Annotated in this window: 17 protein-coding genes; 9 read left to right on the top strand and 8 right to left on the bottom strand. The window is 72.6% G+C overall.

Translation table 11 applies throughout. The annotated features are described in order from the left end of the window. Positions 1-177 precede the first annotated feature (177 nt). From ACIRD7_RS03470 to ACIRD7_RS03480, 3 genes are all read left to right on the top strand, one after another. Positions 178-1,095, top strand: coding sequence for a hypothetical protein (locus ACIRD7_RS03470; RefSeq protein WP_403449139.1), 918 nt, complete (start codon positions 178-180; stop codon positions 1,093-1,095). Positions 1,096-1,231: 136 nt separating this feature from the next. Further along, a complete protein-coding gene (locus tag ACIRD7_RS03475) occupies positions 1,232-2,497 on the top strand; it encodes an aminotransferase class I/II-fold pyridoxal phosphate-dependent enzyme (RefSeq protein ID WP_403449141.1) in 1,266 nt (421 codons plus the stop codon). Next, positions 2,494-3,561: an MBL fold metallo-hydrolase gene (locus tag ACIRD7_RS03480; RefSeq protein WP_403449142.1), complete on the top strand. Its 1,068-nt coding sequence runs from the start codon at positions 2,494-2,496 to the stop codon at positions 3,559-3,561. Before ACIRD7_RS03475 ends, ACIRD7_RS03480 begins: the two co-directional genes overlap by 4 nt. Positions 3,562-3,607: 46 nt before the next feature. Here ACIRD7_RS03480 and ACIRD7_RS03485 read toward each other — a convergent pair whose 3' ends face one another. Further along, positions 3,608-4,222, bottom strand: a complete 615-nt coding sequence (locus tag ACIRD7_RS03485; protein ID WP_403451636.1) for a DedA family protein — start codon at positions 4,220-4,222, stop codon at positions 3,608-3,610. A gap of 2 nt (positions 4,223-4,224) precedes the next feature. Further along, entirely contained in the window at positions 4,225-4,998 is a 774-nt protein-coding gene (locus ACIRD7_RS03490; RefSeq protein WP_403449143.1) for an MBL fold metallo-hydrolase, read from the bottom strand. A gap of 83 nt (positions 4,999-5,081) precedes the next feature. On the opposite strand from ACIRD7_RS03490, the gene ACIRD7_RS03495 reads away from it, so the two are divergent. From ACIRD7_RS03495 to dnaK, 6 genes are all read left to right on the top strand, one after another. Further along, positions 5,082-5,489, top strand: coding sequence for a hypothetical protein (locus tag ACIRD7_RS03495; RefSeq protein WP_403449145.1), 408 nt, complete (start codon positions 5,082-5,084; stop codon positions 5,487-5,489). A 127-nt stretch (positions 5,490-5,616) separates the two neighbouring features. Then, a complete protein-coding gene (locus ACIRD7_RS03500; protein ID WP_403449146.1) occupies positions 5,617-7,644 on the top strand; it encodes a phage holin family protein in 2,028 nt (675 codons plus the stop codon). An 84-nt stretch (positions 7,645-7,728) separates the two neighbouring features. Next, positions 7,729-8,790, top strand: a complete 1,062-nt coding sequence (locus ACIRD7_RS03505; RefSeq protein WP_403449148.1) for an ATP-binding protein — start codon at positions 7,729-7,731, stop codon at positions 8,788-8,790. Further along, a complete protein-coding gene (locus ACIRD7_RS03510; protein ID WP_403449149.1) occupies positions 8,787-10,598 on the top strand; it encodes a hypothetical protein in 1,812 nt (603 codons plus the stop codon). The genes ACIRD7_RS03505 and ACIRD7_RS03510 overlap by 4 nt, the downstream gene beginning before the upstream one ends. Positions 10,599-10,663: 65 nt before the next feature. Continuing rightward, complete coding sequence (locus tag ACIRD7_RS03515; protein ID WP_403449150.1) at positions 10,664-11,092, top strand: OsmC family protein; 429 nt, start codon at positions 10,664-10,666, stop codon at positions 11,090-11,092. Between the two features lie 232 nt (positions 11,093-11,324). Continuing rightward, positions 11,325-13,199, top strand: a complete 1,875-nt coding sequence (gene dnaK, locus ACIRD7_RS03520) for a molecular chaperone DnaK (protein ID WP_403449152.1) — start codon at positions 11,325-11,327, stop codon at positions 13,197-13,199. A gap of 10 nt (positions 13,200-13,209) precedes the next feature. Here dnaK and narI read toward each other — a convergent pair whose 3' ends face one another. From narI to ACIRD7_RS03550, 6 genes are all read right to left on the bottom strand, one after another. Further along, entirely contained in the window at positions 13,210-13,932 is a 723-nt protein-coding gene (gene narI / locus ACIRD7_RS03525; protein ID WP_403449154.1) for a respiratory nitrate reductase subunit gamma, read from the bottom strand. Further along, a complete protein-coding gene (narJ, locus tag ACIRD7_RS03530; protein ID WP_403449157.1) occupies positions 13,929-14,423 on the bottom strand; it encodes a nitrate reductase molybdenum cofactor assembly chaperone in 495 nt (164 codons plus the stop codon). Before narJ ends, narI begins: the two co-directional genes overlap by 4 nt. Next, on the bottom strand, positions 14,423-16,021 hold the full coding sequence (gene narH, locus ACIRD7_RS03535; protein ID WP_403449160.1) for a nitrate reductase subunit beta: 1,599 nt from the start codon (positions 16,019-16,021) through the stop codon (positions 14,423-14,425). The genes narJ and narH overlap by 1 nt, the downstream gene beginning before the upstream one ends. Continuing rightward, positions 16,021-19,722, bottom strand: coding sequence for a nitrate reductase subunit alpha (locus ACIRD7_RS03540; RefSeq protein ID WP_403449163.1), 3,702 nt, complete (start codon positions 19,720-19,722; stop codon positions 16,021-16,023). The genes narH and ACIRD7_RS03540 overlap by 1 nt, the downstream gene beginning before the upstream one ends. A gap of 108 nt (positions 19,723-19,830) precedes the next feature. Further along, positions 19,831-20,646 (bottom strand): SAM-dependent methyltransferase, encoded by an 816-nt coding sequence (locus tag ACIRD7_RS03545; RefSeq protein ID WP_403449166.1) that lies wholly within the window; start codon positions 20,644-20,646, stop codon positions 19,831-19,833. A 56-nt stretch (positions 20,647-20,702) separates the two neighbouring features. Further along, a complete protein-coding gene (locus tag ACIRD7_RS03550; RefSeq protein ID WP_403449167.1) occupies positions 20,703-21,566 on the bottom strand; it encodes a helix-turn-helix domain-containing protein in 864 nt (287 codons plus the stop codon). Positions 21,567-21,570: the final 4 nt, after the last annotated feature.

Below are 21,570 nucleotides of genomic sequence, written 5' to 3' on the forward strand. Positions count from 1 at the left end.
CGGCCGGCCGCGCCGCGTCGGACAAGCCCTGCCGACCGCCGCGATGTCACCCACTCGGCGGTCACCCGTCGCGCGAATGGGGCCCGGCCGCGCGCGCCCGGGCGGCGGGCGGGCTGTCATGGCTGCGGGGGCACGACCGCCGTTCCCCCGCAGCCGTCGGCCGAAGGAGCTCACCCCATGCGCCGCACCGTCCGCGCCCTGTCCCTCGCCGCTCTGGCCGGTGCCGCCCTGGGCACCGCGGCCTCGGCCGCCTCGGCGGACCCGGCCGCGGAGGTCAGCCCCGGCACCGTCGCCCCGGGCGGCAGTGTCACCGTCTCGGTCTCCTGCGACCCCCTCGACGGATCCGCGCCCGCCACCATCGACGCCGTCTCACAGGCCTTCGAGGACGGCACCGTCGAGCTGAAGCGGGTCTCCGGCAACGACGAGAAGGCCGCCGGACCCGCCTACCACGGCACCACCCGGGTGCCCCCGGCCGAGAACTCCGAGGGCGCCCCGGACGCGGCCGGCCCCGAGTCCGCGTGGACGGTCGACGGCACCTGCCCGGCGGCCGGCGAAGGGGAGGGCAAGGAGTGGAGCGCGAAGTTCACGGTGGCCCACGAGAGCGGCGGCGCGGGAAGCGGCGGTGGCGGCGGCACCGAGAGCGGCAAGGACGGCGAGGCGGGCGGCGAGAGCGGCGACGGGGGCGCCGCGGGCTGGACCGCCGAGGGCGGCGGCCGCACCTGCCCGGAGCCTCACGCGGGCAGGTCGGAAGGCGGCAAGGAGGAGTCGGACCGCAAGACCGGCACCGGATCCGACCAGGCCGACCCCTACGCGGACACCACCGGCACCGAGCAGGCCGAACCCCCCGCGGACGCCACCGAGCCCACCGAGCCCACCGGTCCCTACTGGGACGCCGGCGGGCAGGCGTCGGGGCAGGGCGGATCCCAGTGGGAGGACTGCGGCGGTGACGTGGACCAGCACGGCGTCCAGGCCGGCACGGGCGGTGTCTTCACCGACTCCGTCCCCGCACTGGTCGCCGGCGGCCTGCTGATCGCGGGCGCGTTCGGGGGCGCGGCATACCGGCTGCGTCGCAGGGCACCCGGCGCGGACGACTGAGCCGTACGGCCGCCGCTGTGACGGGCGTAACCCCGGTGGTCGCCCATGGAGGTGCGCCACGATGGGTACGCAGAGCGCGGAGGCACGCGACACACCGTGACGAACCGGCACGGCACCAGGCACAGCGGAGGCACGGATGCGCGGGACGGACCCCGAAGGCCACGGCGCCGGCGAAGGCCACGGCCCGGTGCGTTTCGGGCCGCCCGTGCCGGAGGACGGACTGCCCGTGCTGCCCGAGCTGGCCGCCGTGCTCGCGGCGGCCGCGGGGCGCGCCGAGAGCGAGCCGGTCGGCGGCGGCACCGCCCTGCTGGAGGCGGCGTGCGGCTACTGGGGCCGGCGCGGACTGCACACCGACCCCGGGCATGCGGTGGCCGGACCGGGCGCGCCCGCCCTGCTGCTCGCGCTGACCTTCGCGCTCGGCGGCGACGTCCTGGTACCGCGGCCCTGCGCGGCCTGGTGGGCGCCGTACGCACGCCTGCTGGGCCGGCCCGTCTTCCATGTGGCGACCCCGGCCGAGTGCGGCGGTGTCCCGGATCCGTACGCCCTTCTGGAGACCGTCCGCCGGGTCCGTGCCGAGGGCGGTGACCCGCGGCTGCTCGTGCTGTCCGTCGCCGACGACCCCACCGCCACGGTGGCCCCGCCCGAGGTGCTGCACGAGACCGTGGAGGCCGCCGCCGGCGAAGGGCTGCACCTGGTCAGCGACGAGACCTGGCGCGACACCGTGCACGCCCCGCACGACACCGTGCTGGTCAGTCCCGCCGAGATGCTCCCCGAGCGGGTCACCGTGGTCACCGACCTGGCCGGCGCCCACCTCCCGCCGGGATGGCCGGCCGCCGTCGCCCGGTTCCCCGCCCACGACGCCGGCAACGGCCTGCACGCGCGCGTGCTCGACGTGCTGACCGCGCTCGGCGCCCGCGTCGCCGGGCCGGTCGCCCTCGCGGCCGGATACGCCCTCGCGGAGCCCGAGCCGGTCACCACGCGGGTCGCCGCCGCCGTACGGCTGCACGCGCGCGTGGCCGCCGCCGCGCACGCCGCCGCCGTCGGAGCGGGCGCCCTCGCACGGCCCCCGCGGGCCGGGCGGCACCTCTACGTCGACCTCGGCCCGCTGCGCCCCGGGCTGTCCGCGCACGGCGTGGGAGACGCACAGGACCTGGAGGACTTCCTCGCCGCCCGGCTCGGCATGCCCGCGCCGGGCGGACACCGGTTCGGCGACGACCTCCAGGCGTTGCGCGTGCGCCTGTCCACCGGGCCCCTGCTCGCGGGCACCGACGAGGAGCGCGCGGAATGCATCGGTTCACCCACGCCGTTGGAACTGCCACATGTGCAACGCGCGTTGATCCACTTGAAGTCGGTATTCGACGATCTCCGTGACGAAGCTCAGCGATGGGAGTCTCCTCGATGACGCAGCAGTCCGAGTCATCCACGTCGACAACTCCGCGTACACCCGCCCAGGAAGCCGACGCCCCGCCGGGCCCATCCCCTCTCGCGTCCCCGTTGCCGCCCCTCGCCGCACCCCGCCCGCTGGGCGAACGCCGGGTGTGGCCGCGCAGCTTCCAGGACCGTCTCACCGCCCCGCTGCCCGGCATCAAGGCCCTCGCCCGCTTCGCCCGCGAGGGCGCCGTACGCCCCGGCCGCGACGGCCTCGCCGACATCGCGCGGCTGCCGTTCGAGCCGGGCCCGCTGCCCGCCGTGGACGCCCGCACGACCGCCGTCTCCTGGGCGGGGCACGCCAGTTGGGTGGTCCGGATCGGCGGCCTGACCGTGCTCACCGACCCGGTCTGGTCGCGCCGCATCCTCGGCACCCCGGCCCGCATCACCCCCGTCGGTGTCGCCTGGAGCGCCCTGCCGCGCGTCGACGCGGTCGTCATCAGCCACAACCACTACGACCACCTGGACGCCCCCACCCTGCGCCGACTCCCGCGCGACACCCCGGTGTTCGTGCCGGCCGGCCTCGCCCCCTGGTTCCGCCGCCGCAGGTTCACCCAGGTCACCGAGCTGGACTGGTGGGAGGGGGCTGAACTGTCCGGTGTCCGCTTCGACTTCGTCCCCGCCCACCACTGGTCCAAGCGCACCCTCACCGACACCTGCCGCAGCCTGTGGGGCGGCTGGGTGCTCACGGCCGCCGACGGACAGCGCGTGTACTTCGCGGGCGACACCGGCTACGGCCACTGGTTCTCCCGCATCGGCGAGCGCTACCCCGGCATCGACCTAGCCCTGCTCCCCATCGGCGCCTACGACCCCCGCTGGTGGCTCAGCGACGTCCACTGCGACCCGGAGGAGGCCGTCCGCGCCGCCCAGGACCTCGGCGCCCGCCGGATGGCCCCGATGCACTGGGCGACGTTCGTGCTGTCGGCGGAGCCGGTCCTGGAGCCCCTCACCCGCGTGCGGGCGGCCTGGGAGAAGGCGGGACTGGACCGGGAGGACCTGTGGGACCTGCCGGTGGGAGGATCGCGGGTACTGAACTAGCGGGCGGCCGGAGGGACGGCCCAGGGACGCAGCGCGCGACGAGGCCTCACTTGGCCGGCCGAATCCGCTTCCAGACACTCGGCGCCGCGCTGATCAGCACGGTCAGCGCGATCGCCGCGACGATCCCCTCCCAGGGTTCGGCGAACAGCGTCCCGCCCAGAATCCCGATCAGCTGATAGGTGACGGCCCAGGCCAGGCAGGCCGGCAGGTTCCCCCGCGCGAACCGCCGCATCGGCCACTTCGCCAGCAGGCACGCCAGCATCACCGGCAGCCGCCCCGCCGGCACCAGCCGCGACAGCACCAGCACCGCCACCCCGTGCTCCGCGAGCTTCTCCTGCGCCTGCGTGAGCCTCTCCTCGGGCGCGCGCGAGCGGATCGCCTCCAGCCAGCGCGAGCCGTTCTTCGAGCCCATGCCGCGCCGCCCCAGCCAGTACAGCGTCGCGTCACCCAGGAACGCGGCCGTGGACGCCGTCACGAACACCAGTGCCAGCGAGAACGGCGCCGTCTGGTGGAACGCCACCACCGCGGCCGAACTCACCAGCGCCCCCGTCGGCACGATCGGCACCAGCGCGCCCGTCAGCACCAGCAGGAACAGCGTCGGATAGCCGATCGCCTGCTGCGTCGACTCCGTCGGCACCACCGTCGTCACGGCGGCCAGCATCGTCACCGGCCCACCGCCAGCCGCACACGCTCCCCGTGCGCGAGCCGGTGCACCGATACGCCGGGTGCGCGCTGTGCCGCGAGGCGCGCGAACTCCTCGCCGGGCGCGTGGAATTCGTGGGGGCGCACGGCGTCCATGCCGATCGGCCAGTACGTGCCGTAGTGCACCGGTACGGCGTTGTGCGGCGCGAGCCGGGCCAGCGCCTCGGCGGCCCGCCCCGCGTCGAGGTGGCCCTCCCCGAGATACGGCCCCCAGCCGCCCACGGGCAGCAGCGCCACGTCCACCGGGCCGACCTCCTTCGCCATGGCGTCGAACAGGCCGGTGTCCCCGGCGAAGTACGTGCGCGCCTCCCCCTCGATGACATAGCCGAGGGCGGGGGAGCGGTGCCGGCCGACGGGCAGCCGCCGTCCGTCGTGCCGCGCCGGCACGGCACGTACGGTCACCGCGCCCACCTCCGTCACGTCCCCCGGTCCCATCTCCGTGACCCGCAGCCGCGTGAGCCGGCGCAGACCGGGCACAGCCCGCGGCGCGCCCCGGGGCACGAGCAGGTGCGTGCCGTCCGGCAGCGTCGCCAGGGAGGGAACGTGCAGGTGGTCGGCGTGGAGGTGGGAGACCGCGGCGATGTCGGCCCGGCGGGCGTCGGCCGCGGGGAGCGCGCCCCGGCGGCGCCGCAGATGCGCGAGCCGGCGTGCGAACAGAGGGTCGGTGAGAACGCGCACGTTCGAATCCTCGACCGTGCAGGTGGCGTGACCCCACCAGGTGATCTCCACCGGCACCTCTTTGCCTCCTTCGTGCGACTCCCCGAAGCGTACGGGCTGGAGTAGGGTCGGCGGCGAAACCCGGAGGTGAGGGGGACGCCATGGGGTCATCCATTGTGCGCGTCACGGCGATCGCCAGTCTGACGCCGCTCGAAGAGCTGGACGCCGACCCCTTCCTGGTGGACTCCCGCAGCCAGCACGCGATGTGCGCGCGCTGGGCCGCCGAGCACGGGTACGTCGTCGCCCGCGAACTTCTCGTACGCCGGTTGCGTACCGACCACGCCGTGCTCTGGGAGGGCGTACGCCCCGGCCTCGACCTGTTCGTGGCGCCCAGCCGCAGGGTGCTGGAGAGCGCGCTGTCGTCGGTGGAGGAGTTCACGGCGGAGTGCGCCCGGCGCGGGGTGCGGGTGGAGACGGTGGGGCGGGCGGAGCCGTTGTACGACGCGCAGATGAAGGCGCGGGTGCACCGGCGGCTGTCGATGCCCACGGCTGGGTACGACGGACGCTGACCACTGCGGGCCGCGCCCGCACGTTGTGCAAGGCTGGGGCGTAAAGGCCCGTTTCGGGACGTGAGGTGGGCTGGGCGTGCGTGGGCGTTGGCGGCGGGTTGCGAGTCAGGTCGGGCGGAGCATTGCCGTGTGGGCCGTCTGTACCGTCACCATGCTCGTGCTCGCCGGGATCCTGCCGGACTTCCAGCTGCAGTCGGCCGACGACGACAGCGCCACCCGGCTCGCCATGACCGCGGCGCTCGGCGCCGGCGCCTTCGGTCTGCTCTCCGCGCTCGTCTGGCCGCTCCTCGTCCGGCTGCTGCTGCTCGTCCCCGCCCTGGTGCTCGGCCTGCTTGTCTTCTTCCTGAATGGCTCGCTGCTCATCGTCGCCCTGCGCCTGGTCCCCTCCGGCGACAGCGAGGCCGCCCCCGAGACCGCCGTCATCGTCGCCGCCGTGATGTCCGCCGTCGCCTCCGCCACCGGCGGCGCACTCGCCGTACGGGACGACGACGCCTACCGGCGCCGGCTGTACCGCCTCGCCGACCGCCGCCGCCGAGCCCTGCCTCCGGGCCCGTCCAGTCCGGGCACCGTCTTCATGCAGCTCGACGGCGTCGGCCACGACGTCCTGCGCGCGGCTGTCTGCAAGGGCCTGATGCCCACCGTCGCCCGCTGGCTGGGAGAGGGCACCGGAGCCGGTGCGCGCCCCACCCACCGGCTCACCGCCTGGCGCACCGACTGGTCCAGCCAGACCGGAGCCAGCCAGCTCGGCATCCTGCACGGCAGCAACCACGACGTCCCCGCCTTCCGCTGGTACGAGAAGGCCGGCCAGGAGGTCATGGTCTGCAACCGCCCCACCAGCGCCGCCGAGCTCGAGCGCCGAGCCGTCGACCGCACCGGCGACGGCGGACTGCTCACCGCCGACGGCGCCAGCCGCGGCAACCTCTTCAGCGGCGGCGCCGCCGAGCAGGCCCTGGTGCTGTCCATCGCGACCAGACGCCGAGGACGCCGCAACCGCTCCCGCGCGGGCTACTTCGCCTACTTCTCCGACCCGGCCAACGCCGTGCGCACCGCCCTGTCCTTCGTCGCCGAGGTCGGCCGCGAGATCGGCCAGTCCACCCGGGCCCGCGCCCGCAAGGTCCGGCCGAGGGTCTCCCGCGGCGGCCTCTACCCGCTGATCCGCGCCTTCGCGACCGTCGTCGAACGGGACGTCGTGGTCGCCGCGGTGATGGGCGACATGCTCGCCGGCCGCACCGCCGTCTACGCCGACCTCGTGGCCTACGACGAGGTCGCGCACCACTCCGGGCCGTGCGGCCGGGACGCCGAGAAGGTCCTCGAACGCCTCGACCGGGCACTGGCGTTGATCGAGAACGTCGCCGAGCACGCGCCGCGGCCGTACCGGATCATCGTGCTCTCGGACCACGGGCAGAGCCCCGGCGAGACCTTCCGGTCCCGCTACGGCCTGGGCCTCGGCGACCTGGTGCGGGCCGGCTGCGGGCTGCCCGTGCCACGCCGGGCGCGGCGCACGCACAGCGGCGCCGAGGCCCGCGCGGCCGTGCGCGCGGCGCTGCGCCGGCCCGTCGAGGAGGGCGCCGAGCAGCACCGCCCCGCACGCCGCTCCGAACCGATCGTGCTGGCCTCCGGCAACCTCGGCCTCGTCTCCTTCCCGGACGTGCCGCACCGGATGACGAAGGAGGAGATCGACGCCCGCCACCCGGCGCTGCTCACCACCCTCGCCAACCACCCGGGCGTCGGCTTCCTGCTCGTGCGCAGCGAGGAGCACGGCGGACTCGTGCTCGGCGCGTACGGCGCGGAGATCCCGCTGGACCGACTGGACGACGAGCCGGGGCCGTTGGAGGCCTTCGGGCCGGGCGCCGCCGACGCCGTGCGCCGGACGCACTCCTTCCCGAACACCGCCGACATCATGGTCAACTCCGCCTACGACCCGGCGGACGGCGAGGTCCTCGCCTTCGAGGAGCAGATCGGCTCGCACGGCGGGCTCGGGGGCGCCCAGGGCAGACCGTTCCTGCTGTCGCCGGTCGCCTTCTCCACGCCGGTCGGCGACGGGGAGGACCTCGTGGGCGCCGAGCAGGTGCACCACGTGCTGCGCCGGTGGCTGCTGGAGACGGACGGTCCCCAGGTGCCCGTGCGGACGGAGCCGCGCGAGCGGGCCGCCTGAAAATCGGCTGCGCCCGGGGGCCCGCGGGCACACACTGTTCGGGAGTCGCGAACCAGTCGCACACCCCCCCGAGGAGTTTCTGCCTTGCAGGCAGCCGTCACCGTCACGCCCACCCGTATCCCCGAACTGCTGCTCGGTCTCGCCACCGTGCGGCCGGTCTTCATCTGGGGCGCCCCCGGCATCGGAAAGTCCTCCCTCGTCCGGGACTTCGCCGCGTCGCTGGGACTGGAGTGCGTGAGTCTGCTCGGCACGCAGCTCGCGCCGGAGGACCTGATCGGCGTCCCGCAGATCCGCGACGGGCGCTCGGTGTTCTGCCCGCCGGAGGCCATCGCCCGCGACGAGCCGTACTGCCTGTTCCTGGACGAGCTGAACGCGGCGACGCCGGATGTGCAGAAGGCGTTCTACTCGCTGATCCTGGACCGCCGCATCGGCAACTACGAGCTGCCGAAGGGCTCCATCGTCATCGGCGCCGGAAACCGCGCCACCGACAACGCCCTCGCCCGGCCCATCGCCTCCGCCCTGGTCAACCGCCTCACCCACGTCCACCTGGAGGCCTCCGCCAAGGACTGGCTGACCTGGGCCGCGAACAACGGCATCCACCCGTGGATCCTGGACCACCTCACCGACCGCCCCGACCACCTGTGGTCCAAGCCGCCGAAGACCGAGGAGCCGTTCTCCACCCTCCGCTCCTGGCACATGCTCTCCGACGCGCTGCACTCGTTCGGTCAGGGCCTCGACGAGGAGACGCTGAAGGTGGTGGCGCACGGCACGCTGACGCCCACGCACGCCACCGCGTTCTGCGGCTACGTCAAGATCGTGCGCAGCCAGTACGGCATCGAGGCCATCATCAAGGGCGACGCCGGCTGGCCGTCGCGGATGCAGGACCGCGACCTGCTGTACTACCTCGCCGAGTCGTTCCGCGGCCGGCTGATCAAGGAACTGCCCGCCGGCAAGGACCACATGTCGGCGACCGGCCGGCAGACCGCGTACCGCGCCAAGTCGCTGCTGGTGCAGCTCGCGGAGATCTCCGTCGAGGTCGCGCAGAGTGTCATCGCCTCCGACGCCGACGGCAATCCCGTACTGCCGTCCTGGTTCCTGGTGGAGGCCGCGCGTGACATGCCCCGGCTGGTGGAGGCGCGGCGATGAGCCGCGGCGCCGACCACAAGGGCGGCAAGGGGCAGAAGAAGCGGGACCTCGCGGCGGAGGCCTTCGCCGAGGGGCTGCGGCTGGTACGCGCCAACCCGGCCCTCGCCGCCGTCGAGTTCACCGTCTGCCGGCACGAGAAGTGCGAGCAGGCGCCGCGCGACGGCCTCGTCCGCGTCGACTCCGACGGCGTGCTGCACGTCCACCCCGCCCGGCTCGCCGAGCCCGCCACCTGGGCCTGGGCGATCGCGCACGCCGTCCTGCACCTCGGCTTCGGCCACGTCCCGTCCAAGAAGGGGACGGCCGTGCAGCCCGACCGGGCCGATCTCGCCGCACGCTGTGTCGCCGTCAACCGCTTCCTGCTCACCTTCCCGGTCGGCAAGGCCCCGGACCACCTGCCGCCGGCCTACCCGGACGGTGACGAGGAGCAGCTCGCCGCGCCCTGGCGGCGCGACGGCGTCCCGGCCGCCTACGAGCGCTGCGGCACCGCGGGCCCGGAGCCCGACCAGCTCCTCGTGGAGTGGATGGGCTGGTTCGGCTCGCCCCCGGACCACCAGCTGGCCTTCGCGACCGCGCTGACCCGGACCGTGTCCACCGCGATGGACATGGCCGGCGGCCGCCGCGACTCCATGCTCGGCGAACCCGTCAAGAAGCGGCCCTGGCAGTGGGCGCTGGAGTGGTTCATCACCTCCTACCCGCTGCTCGGCGGCATCGCGGCCGGCATCAAGCTGGTCGCCGACGCCGAACTCGCCCGTGCGCACGGCATCGCCGTCGCCGCCGTCAACGCCGAGGCCGGCGAGATCTACATCAACCCGCTGCGCCAGTTCGAGGACGAGGAGTGGCGGTTCATCCTCGGCCACGAGATGCTGCACGCCGCCCTGCGGCACGGCGACCGCTGCGGCTCCCGCGACCCCTACCTGTTCAACGTGGCCTGCGACTACGTCATCAACGGCTGGCTGCGCGAGATGCAGGTCGGGGAGATGCCCCAAGGCCTGCTGTACGACGCGCGGTTCACCGGCCTGTCCGCCGAGGAGGTGTACGACCGGATCGCCGGCGACCTGCGCCGGATGCGCCGGCTGGCCACCCTGCGCGGCAAGGGCGTCGGTGACGTCCTGGGTGCCCCCCTCGGCCCGCCCGGTGACTATGTCGACCTCGACGAGTTCTACCGGCGGGGCCTTGGCCAGGGCCTCGACCTGCACCAGCAGCAGGAGCGCGGCTTCCTGCCCGGGGACCTGGTCCAGGAGATCCGAGCGCTCAGCCATCCGCCGCTGCCGTGGGACGCCCGACTGGCCCGCTGGTTCGACGAGTTCGTGCCGCGTCCGGAGCCGGTGCGGACGTACTCCCGGCCCGCGCGCCGTCAGGCGTCGACGCCCGACATCCCGCGCGCCGGGCGCTACTTCCCGCCCGAGGAGATCGCCCGCTGCACGTTCGGCGTGGTCCTGGACACCTCCGGCTCCATGAGCGCCGGCCTGCTCGGCAAGGCGCTCGGCGCGATCGCCTCGTACGCCGAGGCCCGGGACGTACCGGCCGCCCGGGTCGTGTTCTGCGACGCGGGACCCTACGACGCCGGTTATCTGCCGGTGACGGAGATCGCGGGCCGGGTGCGGGTGCGCGGGCGCGGCGGCACGGTCCTGCAGCCCGGGATCGACCTGCTGCAGCGCGCGGACGACTTCCCGCCGGGCGCGCCCGTCCTCGTCATCACCGACGGCTGGTGCGATGTGCTGCGGGTGCGGCGCGAGCACGCGTACCTGATTCCCCCGGGCCGTCGACTGCCGTTCACCCCGCGTGGGCCGGTCTTCCGGGTGAGCTGAGCGCGAGTGTGATCGGATGGGGGCACGGACCCCGGGAACCGGGCCCCCACGCGAAAGGAAGAATCGTGGCAACCACGCGCTCCGCACACACCGTCTGGGAAGGCAACCTGCTCGAGGGCAACGGAGTCGTCAACTTCGACTCTTCCGGTGCCATCGCGGCGCAGCCGGTCACCTGGGCCTCGCGCTCGCAGGACGCGAACGGCAAGACCAGCCCGGAGGAGCTGATCGCCGCCGCGCACTCCAGCTGCTTCTCCATGGCGCTGTCGCACGCGCTGAACGGCGCAGGCACCCCGCCCACCAAGCTCGTCACCTCGGCCGACGTGAACTTCCAGCCGGGTGAGGGCATCACCGGCATCCACCTCACCGTCGAGGGGACCGTGCCGGGCATCGACGACGACGCGTTCGTCGCCGCGGCGGAGGACGCCAAGAAGAACTGCCCGGTCAGCCAGGCGCTGACGGGGACGACGATCACGCTGTCCGCGAAGTTGGCGTAGCGCCAACGGGGAGCCGCGGTCGGTCGTTCTGCGTCCGCTGCGCCGTCGTGGCTGGTCGCGCAGTTCCCCGCGCCCCTCGAGGGGGCGGCCCTTCGGGCCGGCCCCCTCGATCCCTGAGCGGACGCTCAGCTGCCGTTTGGTACGCCCGCCCCGGGTCACTCGCCCCATTGACAAGAACCCGCTCAAGTTTTGTGCTGGAGTTCAAGGGGTGCCCTGGCGGAAGGGGACAACGATGGCACGCGCGGTCGGGATCGATCTCGGAACCACGAACTCGGTGGTCGCCGTTCTGGAGGGCGGCGAACCCACGGTCGTCGCCAACGCGGAGGGGGCCCGGACCACACCCTCGGTCGTGGCCTTCGCCAAGAACGGCGAGGTACTCGTGGGGGAGGTGGCCAAACGCCAGGCGGTGACGAACGTCGACCGCACCGCCCGCTCCGTGAAGCGTCACATGGGCGACGCGAGCTGGCGCTTCCCCGACCAGGGCGACATCGACGGCACCCGCTACCGGGCGCAGGAGCTGTCCGCCAGGGTGCTGCAGAAGCTGAAGCGGGACGCCGAGTCCTATCTCGGCGAGGACGTCACCGACGCGGTGATCACCGTCCCCGCCTACTTCGACGACACCCAGCGGCAGGCCACCAAGGAGGCCGGCGAGATCGCCGGCCTGAAGGTGCTCAGGATCATCAACGAGCCCACGGCCGCCGCCCTCGCCTACGGCCTCGACCGCGGCGAGGAGCAGACCGTGCTGGTCTTCGACCTCGGCGGCGGCACCTTCGACGTCTCGCTGCTGGAGATCGGCGACGGCGTCATCGAGGTCAAGGCCACCAACGGCGACACACACCTGGGCGGCGACGACTGGGACCAGCGGATCGTCGAGTACCTCGTGAAGAAGTTCAAGGGGCAGTACGGCATCGACCTCGGCACCGACAAGATGGCGCTCCAGCGGCTGCGCGAGGGCGCCGAGAAGGCCAAGATCGAGCTGTCCAGCTCCTCCGAGACGACGATCAACCTGCCCTACATCACCGCGTCCGCCGAGGGCCCCCTGCACCTCGACGAGAAGATGACCCGCGCCCAGTTCCAGGAGCTCACCGCCGACCTCCTCGACCGCTGCAAGACCCCCTTCCACCAGGCCGTCAAGGACGCCGGCGTCAAGCTCTCCGCGGTCGACCACGTCATCCTCGTCGGCGGCTCCACCCGGATGCCCGCCGTCACCGACCTGGTCAAGGAACTCACCGGCAAGGACCCGCACAAGGGCGTCAACCCCGACGAGGTCGTGGCCGTCGGCGCGGCCCTGCAGGCCGGTGTCATCCGCGGCGACGTCAAGGACGTCCTCCTGCTCGACGTCACCCCGCTGTCCCTCGGCATCGAGACCAAGGGCGGCATCATGACGAAGCTCATCGAACGCAACACGACGATCCCGACCCGGCGTTCCGAGATCTTCACCACCGCCGCCGACAACCAGCCCTCGGTCGGCATCCAGGTCTACCAGGGCGAACGCGAGATCGCGGCGTACAACAAGAAGCTCGGCGTCTTCGACCTGACCGGTCTGCCGCCGGCCCCGCGCGGTGTCCCGCAGATCGAGGTCGCCTTCGACATCGACGCCAACGGGATCATGCACGTCTCCGCGAAGGACCTGGCGACGGGCCGCGAGCAGAAGATGACCGTGACCGGTGGCTCGGCCCTGCCGAAGGACGACATCGACCGCATGATGCGCGAGGCCGAGCAGTACGCCGAGGAGGACCACAAGCGCCGCGAGGCCGCGGAGGCGCGCAACCAGGCCGAGCAGCTCGTCTACCAGACGGAGAAGTTCATCCGCGACAACGAGGACAGGGTCCCGGCGGACACCAAATCGGAGGTCGAGTCGGCGATCACCGAGCTGAAGCAGCAGCTGGAGCAGAACGCCGAGACGAACGTCCTGCGCGGCGGCATCGAGAAACTCGCCACCGTCAGCCAGCAGATGGGCCAGGCCATGTACGCCCAGTCCCAGCAGGCACCGTCGGACGGCTCCGCCGGGACGGGCGCCGAGCAGAGCTCACCGCAGGACGACGACGGCGTGGTGGACGCGGAGATCGTCGACGACGAGAGGGACCAGAAGGGCGGGGCCGCGTGACGGCCGTCCTCTAGGACCCGGTCTTCTCCCAGCCCCGCCGCTCCGGCCGCGGCCCCGGCTGTTCGGGGTCGCGGCTGCGGTACACCAGGTACGGCCGGAACAGGTACTGCACCGGCGCGCTGAACATGTGCACCAGCCGGGAGTACGGCACCAGCGCGATCAGCGCCATGCCGATCACCATGTGGATCTCGTACAGCACCGGCACACCGGCCATCCGGTCGACGTCCGGCTCCAGGGTGAACAGGCTGCGGGCCCAAGAGGCGATCGACCGGCGGTAGTCGTAGCCGTCACCGGAGGCGTGCGTGAGCTTGGCGGCCACACCCAGCACGATCGCTCCGAGCAGCACGACGTACATGACCTTGTCGTTGGCCGTGGTCGCCCGGAACACCGGTGCGTCGGTGCGCCGGCGGTACAGCAGCAGCACGATCCCGGCGACCGTCACCACTCCGGCCGCCGTACCGCCGTAGAGGGAGAACAGGTGGTACGTGTGCTCGCTGACGCCGAGCGACCTCGTCCACGACTCGGGGACGAACAGCCCCACCAGATGGCCGGCCAGCACGAACAGGATGCCGTAGTGGAACGCGGGCGAGGCGATGTTCAGCAGCCTCGACTCGTAGACCTGGGAGGAGCGGGTGGTCCAGCCGAAGCGGTCGTAGCGTTGGCGCCAGACCAGGCCCGCGACGAGCAGGGCGAAGGTGACGTAGGGCAGGACACCCCACAGCAGTGTGGTCATGAGCGCACCCCCGGTTGTTCGGTCGGCAAGGTGGCGCACACGGCGTCCAGGACGGACGCGTACGGTGTGCCGTAGTCGGTGAGGCGGGCGCGGAGCTGCTCCAGGCAGTCCCGGTGTTCCAGCAGGAGCTCGGTGTCGCCGGTGCGGGCCGCGAACTCCAGGACCGCGGGCAGGAAGTCGGGCAGCTCCTCGCCGGTGAACTCCAGCCCGTGGGAGCGGTAGAGCTCCTTGAGGCGGACCAGCGACATCCCGCGCCGCCGGGTGTCCCCGTCGAGCCACCAGGTCAGATACAGGCTGTGGCGGTTCTTGAAGTCGAAGACCTCGACGTAGTGCGCGGCCAGTTCCTCCGCCGGTGTCACCGCCGCGTGGTCGGTGAACTCCCGCAGCTGCGGGGCGGCTTCGCGCAGCAGCGGGAGCCGGGCGCGGAAGTCGTCGTCGGGGTAGGTCAGGCAGAGCGCGGCCGCCTGGTAGAGCACCTCGAAGGACGGCATCAGGTCTCCTCGGCGGTGTTGTCGGAAGTCTGCCGCCGGCGCAGGGCATGGAAGTTCTCCACCGTCACCAGCGGCAGCAGCTTGCGGCCGGAGTCCTGGCCGACGGGCCCGTCCCCGCCCATCCCGGGCCCGCCCTCGTAGTCCAGGCTGCACCCCTGCGGGAGCGCCGACTCCTCCAGGCGGCGGGCGTCGGCGACGGCCGCCGTCGGAATGACGTACCGGTCCTCGTACTTGGCGATCGCCAGCAGCCGGTACATCTCCTCGATCTCCCCGGCCGCCATGCCCACCGCGGCCGGCACCGAGGGGTCCGGCTCGTCGCCGAGGTTGATCGCCCGCATGTGGGAGCGCATCGCGGCGAGCTTCTCCAGCGAGGCGCGTACCGGACCGATCGCCCCGGCGGTGAACATCTGCGCCAGGTACTCCAGCGGGATGCGCAGGCTGTCGATCGCGCCGAACAGGTTCCCCGCGTCCTCGCCGTCGTGCCCGGTCTCCGCGAGCACGTCCACCACAGGGGAGAGCGGCGGGATGTACCAGACCATGGGCATCGTCCGGTACTCCGGATGCAGCGGCAGGGCGACGCGGTACTTGCTGATCAGCGCGTGCACGGGGGAACGCCGGGCCGCCTCCAGCCAGTCGTACGGGATCCCCGCCCGCTCGCAGGCCTGCCGCACCGCGCGGTCCTCGGGATCGAGGAAGATGCCCAACTGGGCCTCGTACAGGTCCCGTTCGCGCGGTACGGAAGCCGCGGCCGTCACCCGGTCGGCGTCGTACAGCACCACCCCGAGGTAGCGCAGCCGGCCCACACAGGTCTCCGAGCAGACCGTCGGCAGACCGACTTCCACGCGCGGATAGCACATCGTGCACTTCTCGGCCTTGCCGGTGGCGTGGTTGAAGTACACCTTCTTGTACGGGCATCCCGTCACGCACATCCGCCAGCCCCGGCACCGGTCCTGGTCGACGAGGACGATGCCGTCCTCCGCCCGCTTGTACATCGCCCCCGACGGGCACGACGCCACGCAGGACGGATTCAGGCAGTGCTCGCAGATCCGCGGCAGATAGAACATGAAGCTCTGCTCGAACTCGAACCGCACCTTGTCCGAGGCCTGCGTGCGCGCCTGCTCGACCATCGGGTCGAAGTCGCCGTAAGCGGGGGCGCCCGCGAGGCTGTCGTCCCAGTTCGCCGACCACTCGATCTTCATCGGCTTGCCGTCGAGCTGGGAGATCGGCCGGGCCACCGGGTAGTCGTCGCCCAGCGGGGCGTCGGTGAGGTTCTTGTAGTCGTACGTCCAGGGCTCGTAGTAGTCCTTGAGCTCCGGGAGTTCGGGGTTGGAGAAGATCCCGGCGAGCTTGCGGAAACGGCCGCCCGCCTTCAGCTTCAGCGCGCCGCGCCGGTTCAGCTCCCAGCCGCCGCGCCAGCGCTCCTGGTCCTCGTAGCGGCGCGGATAGCCCTGGCCGGGGCGGGTCTCGACGTTGTTGAACCAGACGTACTCCATGCCGCGGCGGTTGGTCCACGCCTGCTTGCAGGTGACCGAGCAGGTGTGACAGCCGATGCACTTGTCGAGGTTCATCACCATGGCGATCTGGGCCATCGGACGCATCAGTACTCGACCTCCTGGCTGCGGCGGCGGATCACCGTCACCTCGTCACGCTGGTTGCCCGTCGGGCCCAGGTAGTTGAACGCCCAGGAGAGCTGGGCGTAGCCGCCGACGAGATGGGACGGTTTGAGGAGCAGCCGGGTCAGCGAGTTGTGGATGCCACCGCGCCTGCCGGTGGCCTGCGTCTTCGGGACGGCGACCGTGCGCTCCTGCGCGTGGTGCATGTAGACCGTGCCGTGCGGTATTCGGTGCGAGACCACGGCCCGCGCGACGACCACGCCGTTGCGGTTGGCCGCCTCGATCCAGTCGTTGTCGACGACGCCGATGGCGTCCGCGTCCTGCGGGGACATCCAGATGTTCTGCCCGCCCCGGGAGAGGGCCAGCATGAACAGGTTGTCCGGGTACTCGGAGTGGATCGACCACTTGTCGTGCGGGGTGAGGTAACGGACCGTCACCTCCCGCTGCCCGTCCGGGCCGAGCCGCGGTTCGCCGAACAGCTTGTTCATGTCCAGCGGCGGCCGGTACACCGGGAGCGCCTCGCCGAGTTCGTGGATCCAGTCGTGGTCGAGGAAGAAATGCTGGCGGCCGGTGAGGGTGTGCCAGGGCTTGAGGTGCTCGGTGTTGAGCGTGAAGGCGGTGTAGCGGCGCCCGCCCGACTCGCTGCCCGACCACTCCGGCGAGGTGATCACCGGCACGGGCGCGGCCTGGGTGTCCGCGTACGTGGTCCGCCTGCCCTCGTGCTCGGCCGCGAGGTGCGCCATCTCCTGCCCGGTCCGCGCCTCGAGGGTGCGAAAGCCCTGGGTGGCGAGACGGCCGTTGGTCGTGCCGGACAGGGCGAGGACGGTGTTCGCCGCCTTCACGGCCGTATCGAGCAACGGGCGCCCGTCGGGCGTCACGCCGTTCAGCTGCCGCAGGTCCTCGACCTCCTCGTCCGGCCGGAGCGTGATGCCCTTGGCGGGCAGCCCGAGTTGCTCCACCAGCGGGCCGAGCGAGGCGAACCTGGCGCCGATCGCCGTGTAGTCCCGCTCCACGACGGTCAGGTTCGGCATGGTCCTCCCGGGCACGGGATCGCACTCCCCGCGCCGCCAGTCCAGGACGACGCCGCCCGGCTGGGCCATCTCGCCCGGGGTGTCGTGCTGGAGCGGGGAGGCCACCAGGTCCTTGCGCACGCCGAGATGGTTCACGGCGAGCTCGCTGAGCCGCTCGGCCAGCGCCTTGAACGCGTCGAAGTCGGTGCGCGCCTGCCACGGCGGATCCACGGCCGGGGTGAGGGAGTGCACGAAGGGGTGCATGTCCGTGCTGGACAGGTCGTGCTTCTCGTACGAGGTCGCGGCGGGCAGCACGACGTCCGAGAGGAGCGTGGACGACGTCTGCCGGAAGTCCAGCGACAGCAGCAGGTCGAGCTTGCCCTCGGGCGCCTCGTCGCGCCAGGTCACCTCGCGCGGGCGTGCGTCCGCCGGGGCCTCCTCGGCCTGCAAAGACGAGTCCGTGCCGAGCAAATGCCGGGTGAAGTACTCGGCGCCCTTCGCCGACGAGCCGAGCAGGTTGGCCCGCCACAGCGTCAGGATCCGCGGCCAGTTCTCCGGCGCGTCCGGGTCCTCGCAGGCGAACTTGAGGGTGCCCGCGCGCAGTTCGGCCACCACCCGCGAGACCGGATCGCCGAACGTGTCGCCCAGGTCCAGCGGATTGCGGTCGAAGGTGGGATATGACGGCATCCACCCCGCACGCGCCGACAGCGCCAGGCAGTCCGCGCCCGTCATCCCCCGGAACCGCCCGGTACCCAGCGGCGAGGCGAGCACGTCGGCCGTGAACCGGTCGTAGCGCCACTGGTCGGTGTTCAGGAACCAGTACGCCGTGCCGATCATCTGGCGCGGCGGCCGTGACCAGTCCGACGCGGACGCGAGCGTCGCCCAGCCCGTGACCGGACGGCATTTCTCCTGGCCAACGTAGTGCGCCCAGCCGCCGCCGTTGCGGCCCTGGCAGCCGGTGAGCTGGAGCAGGGCGAGGAAGGAGCGGTAGATCGTCTCGGAGTGGAACCAGTGGTTGGTGCCGGCGCCCATGAGGATCATGCAGCGGCCCTTCGACCGCTCCGCGGTCCGCGCGAACTCCCGCGCGATCCGTACGCACTTGGCCGCGGGTACGGAGGTGTGCGCCTCCTGCCAGGCCGGGGTGCCGGGCGCGTCGGCGTCGTCGTACGACGCGGGCCAGCGGCCGGGCAGCCCGCGCCGCCCGACCCCGTACTGCGCGAGCAGCAGGTCGAAGACCGTCGTCACCAGCGGCCCGTGCGCGCCGCCGAGCCGCGTTGCCGGGACACCCCGCCGTACGACGTCCCCGCGCCCCTGTCCGTGCGCGCCGCCCTCGGTGTCGAAGCGGGGCAGGAGCACCTCGACGCCGGCGGCGACCTTGCTGCCGTACAGGCTCAACGTCGGGCGTATGCCGTCCAGTTCCAGGTTCCAGCGCCCCTTGCCCGACTCGGTCCAGCGAAAGCCCAGCGAGCCGTTCGGGGCGACCGCGCGACCGGACACGTCGTCCAGCACGACCGTCTTCCACCGGGCGTCCTCGCCCTCCTGCCCGAGGTCCGAGGCGCGCAGGAACTTCCCGGGCACGTGGCTGCCGCCCCGCTCCTCAAGGGTGACCAGGAAGGGCAGGTCGGTGAACTGCCGTACGTAGTCCGCGAAGAACGGCGTCTCGCGGTCGACGAAGAACTCCTTGAGCACGACGTGCCCCATCGCGAGGGCCAGCGCGCCGTCCGTACCGGGGTGCGGGTGCAGCCACTCGTCGGCGAACCTGGCGTGGTCGGCGTTGTCGGCGTAGTCGGGGGCGACGACCACGACCTTCTGGCCCCGGTAGCGGGCCTCCGCCATCCAGTGCGCGTCCGGCGTGCGGGTCACCGGCACGTTCGAGCCCCACATGATCAGATACGCGGCGTCCCACCAGTCGCCCGACTCCGGTACGTCGCTCTGGTCGCCGAAGACCTGCGGGGAGGCGACCGGCAGATCGGCGTACCAGTCGTAGAACGACAGCATCGGGGCGCCGATCAGGGAGTGGAAGCGGGCGCCCGCCGCGTGCGACACCATCGACATCGCGGGGATGGGGGAGAAGCCGGCGATGCGGTCGGGGCCGTAGGTCTTGATGGTGTGGACGTGGGCGGCGGCGACGATCTCGATCGCCTCGTCCCAACTCGCCCGCACCAGGCCGCCCTTGCCGCGCGCCCGCTGGTAGCGGCGGCGGCGCCCGGGGTCGTTCTGGACGTCGGCCCAGGCCAGCACCGGATCGCGCAGGCGCCCTTTCGCCTCCCGGTACATCTCCAGCAGGACGCCCCTGACGTACGGGTAGCGCACCCGGGTGGGGGAGTAGGTGTACCAGGAGAAGGCGGCGCCCCGGGGACAGCCGCGGGGCTCGTACTCGGGGCGGTCGGGGCCGACGCTCGGATAGTCGGTCTGCTGGGTCTCCCAGGTGATGATGCCGTCCTTGACGTACACCTTCCAGCGGCAGGAGCCGGTGCAGTTCACGCCGTGGGGGGAGTTCACGACCTTGTCGTGGCTCCACCGGTCCCGGTAGAAGGCGTCCGCCTCCCGCCCGCCGGTCAGCGCGATGCTGTGCAGATCGGACGCGGGCGTGCCGGGCCGGAAGTACCTGCCGGCCCGCAGCAGCGCCGCGCCCGGCTCGGCGGGCGTGGTGGGCGGTATCCGGGTGTCGGTCACAGGCGCTCCCTTGCTTGCCCTGACCACGAACCTAGGGCGGGGCCCGCGAGCGCACCTGTTCACCGCACCCGTACGGGTCGGGCCGGGCCTCCCCGGCACCCGTACGGGTCAGACCTTGCGGGCCACCCCCGCGTACACCGGCACGATGCCCTCCGCCTGCAGCGCCACGTCCTGCGGATCCGGGCGCCAGCCGGAGACCGGGATGACGCCGGGGCCGAGCAGCTCCAGGCCGTCGAAGAAGCGGGAGAACCGGGCCAGCGAGCGGGGGTGGAAGGGCGTGCCGCTGCGCCGGAAGTGGTCCGCCGCCTTCTCGACGGCCTCCGGGCTGAGGTCCGGGGTGACCTGGGACAGGATCAGGTGACTGCCCGGGGCGAGCGCGTCGACGTACCTCTTCAGCAGCCCGTACACGTCGTCGCCGGCGGGGTCGTCACCCAGGTAGTGGGTCAGTGCCACCAGCGACAGCGCGACCGGCTCGGCGAAGTCCAGGGACTCGCCGGCCCGGCCCAGCAGCGCTTCGACGTCCCGGACGTCGGCGTGCACGTAGTCGGTGCTGCCCGCGGCGGAACCCTGCAGCAGCGCCTCCGCGTGCCGCAGCACGATCGGGTCGTTGTCCGCGTACACCACCCGGGACTCCGGGGCGACCCCCTGCGCGACCTGGTGCAGATTGGGCTCGGTGGGGATGCCCGTGCCGATGTCCAGGAACTGGCGGATCCCGGCCTCGGCGACCGTGCGCACGGCCCGCTGCATGAACCGGCGGTTGGCGCGCGCCCCGCGCAGCACCGTGCCGTCCACGGCGAGGATCCTGCGGGCCAGTTCCTCGTCCACCGGGTAGTTGTCCTTGCCGCCCAGCCACCAGTCGTAGACGCGGGCCGGATGCGGCCGGCTGGTGTCGACGCGGGCGGGCACGGACTCGGATCCGGTCATGGGGTGTCGTCTCCTCGCGGGCTGGGTCGCCTTCGTGGTGCTCTGCCGGTGGTGCCTCAACAGGTCTCGCGGTACTCCCGCAGGATCGTCTTCGTGCGCTCCGCCGACGCGGCGGCCGTCGACATGTGGTCCAGGACCTCCAGGTGTGCGGCGACCTCCTTGCGGGAGTCGAGATACAGGGCGCCGCTGAGGTACTCGGTGTAGACCAGGTCGGGCAGCTCCTGCTCGGCGAAGCGGAACAGGGTGAAGGGCGCGTACGTTCCCGGGTGCGGGCCGGTGGCGAACTCCGCGATCTGGAGCGTGACACGGTCGCGCTCGGCGAGTTCCAGCAGCTTGTCCACCTGGTCGCGCATCACCTCGCCGCCACCGCCGACCGGGCGCCGCAGCACCGTCTCGTCCATGATCACCCACAGATGGGGTGGATCCGGGCGCTCCAGCAGCCGCTGCCGCTCCATGCGCAGGGACACATGCCGCTCGATCGTCTCCGGCCCGGTCTGCCCGATCGTCCCGGCCCGCATGACGGCACGGGCGTACTCCTCGGTCTGCAGCAGGCCCGGCACGAAGTGCGGCTCGTAGGACCGGACGATCCGGGCGGCGCCCTCCAGGCTCACGTACAGGCTGAACCACTCCGGCAGCACGTCGTGGAACCGCTGCCACCAGCCCGGCCGGTTGGCCTCCTCGGTCAGCGAGACGAACGCGGCCGCCTCCGCCTCCGGGACGCCGTACGTCTCCAGGAGCACCTGCACGTACGGGATCTTCAGCGCAACCTCGGCCGTCTCCATCCGGCGTATCGTCGCCGGGGCCACGCGCAGCACCCGCGCGGCCTCGTCCCGGCTCAGGCCGGCCCTCTCCCGCAGCTCCTGCAAGCGTTTGCCGAGCACCACCTGGCCGACGGTGGGGGCGGGTCGCCGCTCACTCACGCCA

It is taken from the genome of Streptomyces sp. NPDC093568, assembly GCF_044764945.1.
In the GTDB taxonomy this organism is placed as follows: Bacteria; Actinomycetota; Actinomycetes; order Streptomycetales; family Streptomycetaceae; genus Streptomyces.

Coding starts and splice junctions, on each gene's coding strand:
- ACIRD7_RS03470 (WP_403449139.1), top strand. CDS start 178: ATGCGCCGCACCGTCCGCGCCCTGTCCCTCGCCGCTCTGGCCGGTGCC.
- ACIRD7_RS03475 (WP_403449141.1), top strand. CDS start 1,232: ATGCGCGGGACGGACCCCGAAGGCCACGGCGCCGGCGAAGGCCACGGC.
- ACIRD7_RS03480 (WP_403449142.1), top strand. CDS start 2,494: ATGACGCAGCAGTCCGAGTCATCCACGTCGACAACTCCGCGTACACCC.
- ACIRD7_RS03485 (WP_403451636.1), bottom strand. CDS start 4,222: ATGCTGGCCGCCGTGACGACGGTGGTGCCGACGGAGTCGACGCAGCAG.
- ACIRD7_RS03495 (WP_403449145.1), top strand. CDS start 5,082: ATGGGGTCATCCATTGTGCGCGTCACGGCGATCGCCAGTCTGACGCCG.
- ACIRD7_RS03510 (WP_403449149.1), top strand. CDS start 8,787: ATGAGCCGCGGCGCCGACCACAAGGGCGGCAAGGGGCAGAAGAAGCGG.
- dnaK (WP_403449152.1), top strand. CDS start 11,325: ATGGCACGCGCGGTCGGGATCGATCTCGGAACCACGAACTCGGTGGTC.
- narI (WP_403449154.1), bottom strand. CDS start 13,932: ATGACCACACTGCTGTGGGGTGTCCTGCCCTACGTCACCTTCGCCCTG.
- narJ (WP_403449157.1), bottom strand. CDS start 14,423: ATGCCGTCCTTCGAGGTGCTCTACCAGGCGGCCGCGCTCTGCCTGACC.
- narH (WP_403449160.1), bottom strand. CDS start 16,021: ATGCGTCCGATGGCCCAGATCGCCATGGTGATGAACCTCGACAAGTGC.
- ACIRD7_RS03545 (WP_403449166.1), bottom strand. CDS start 20,646: ATGACCGGATCCGAGTCCGTGCCCGCCCGCGTCGACACCAGCCGGCCG.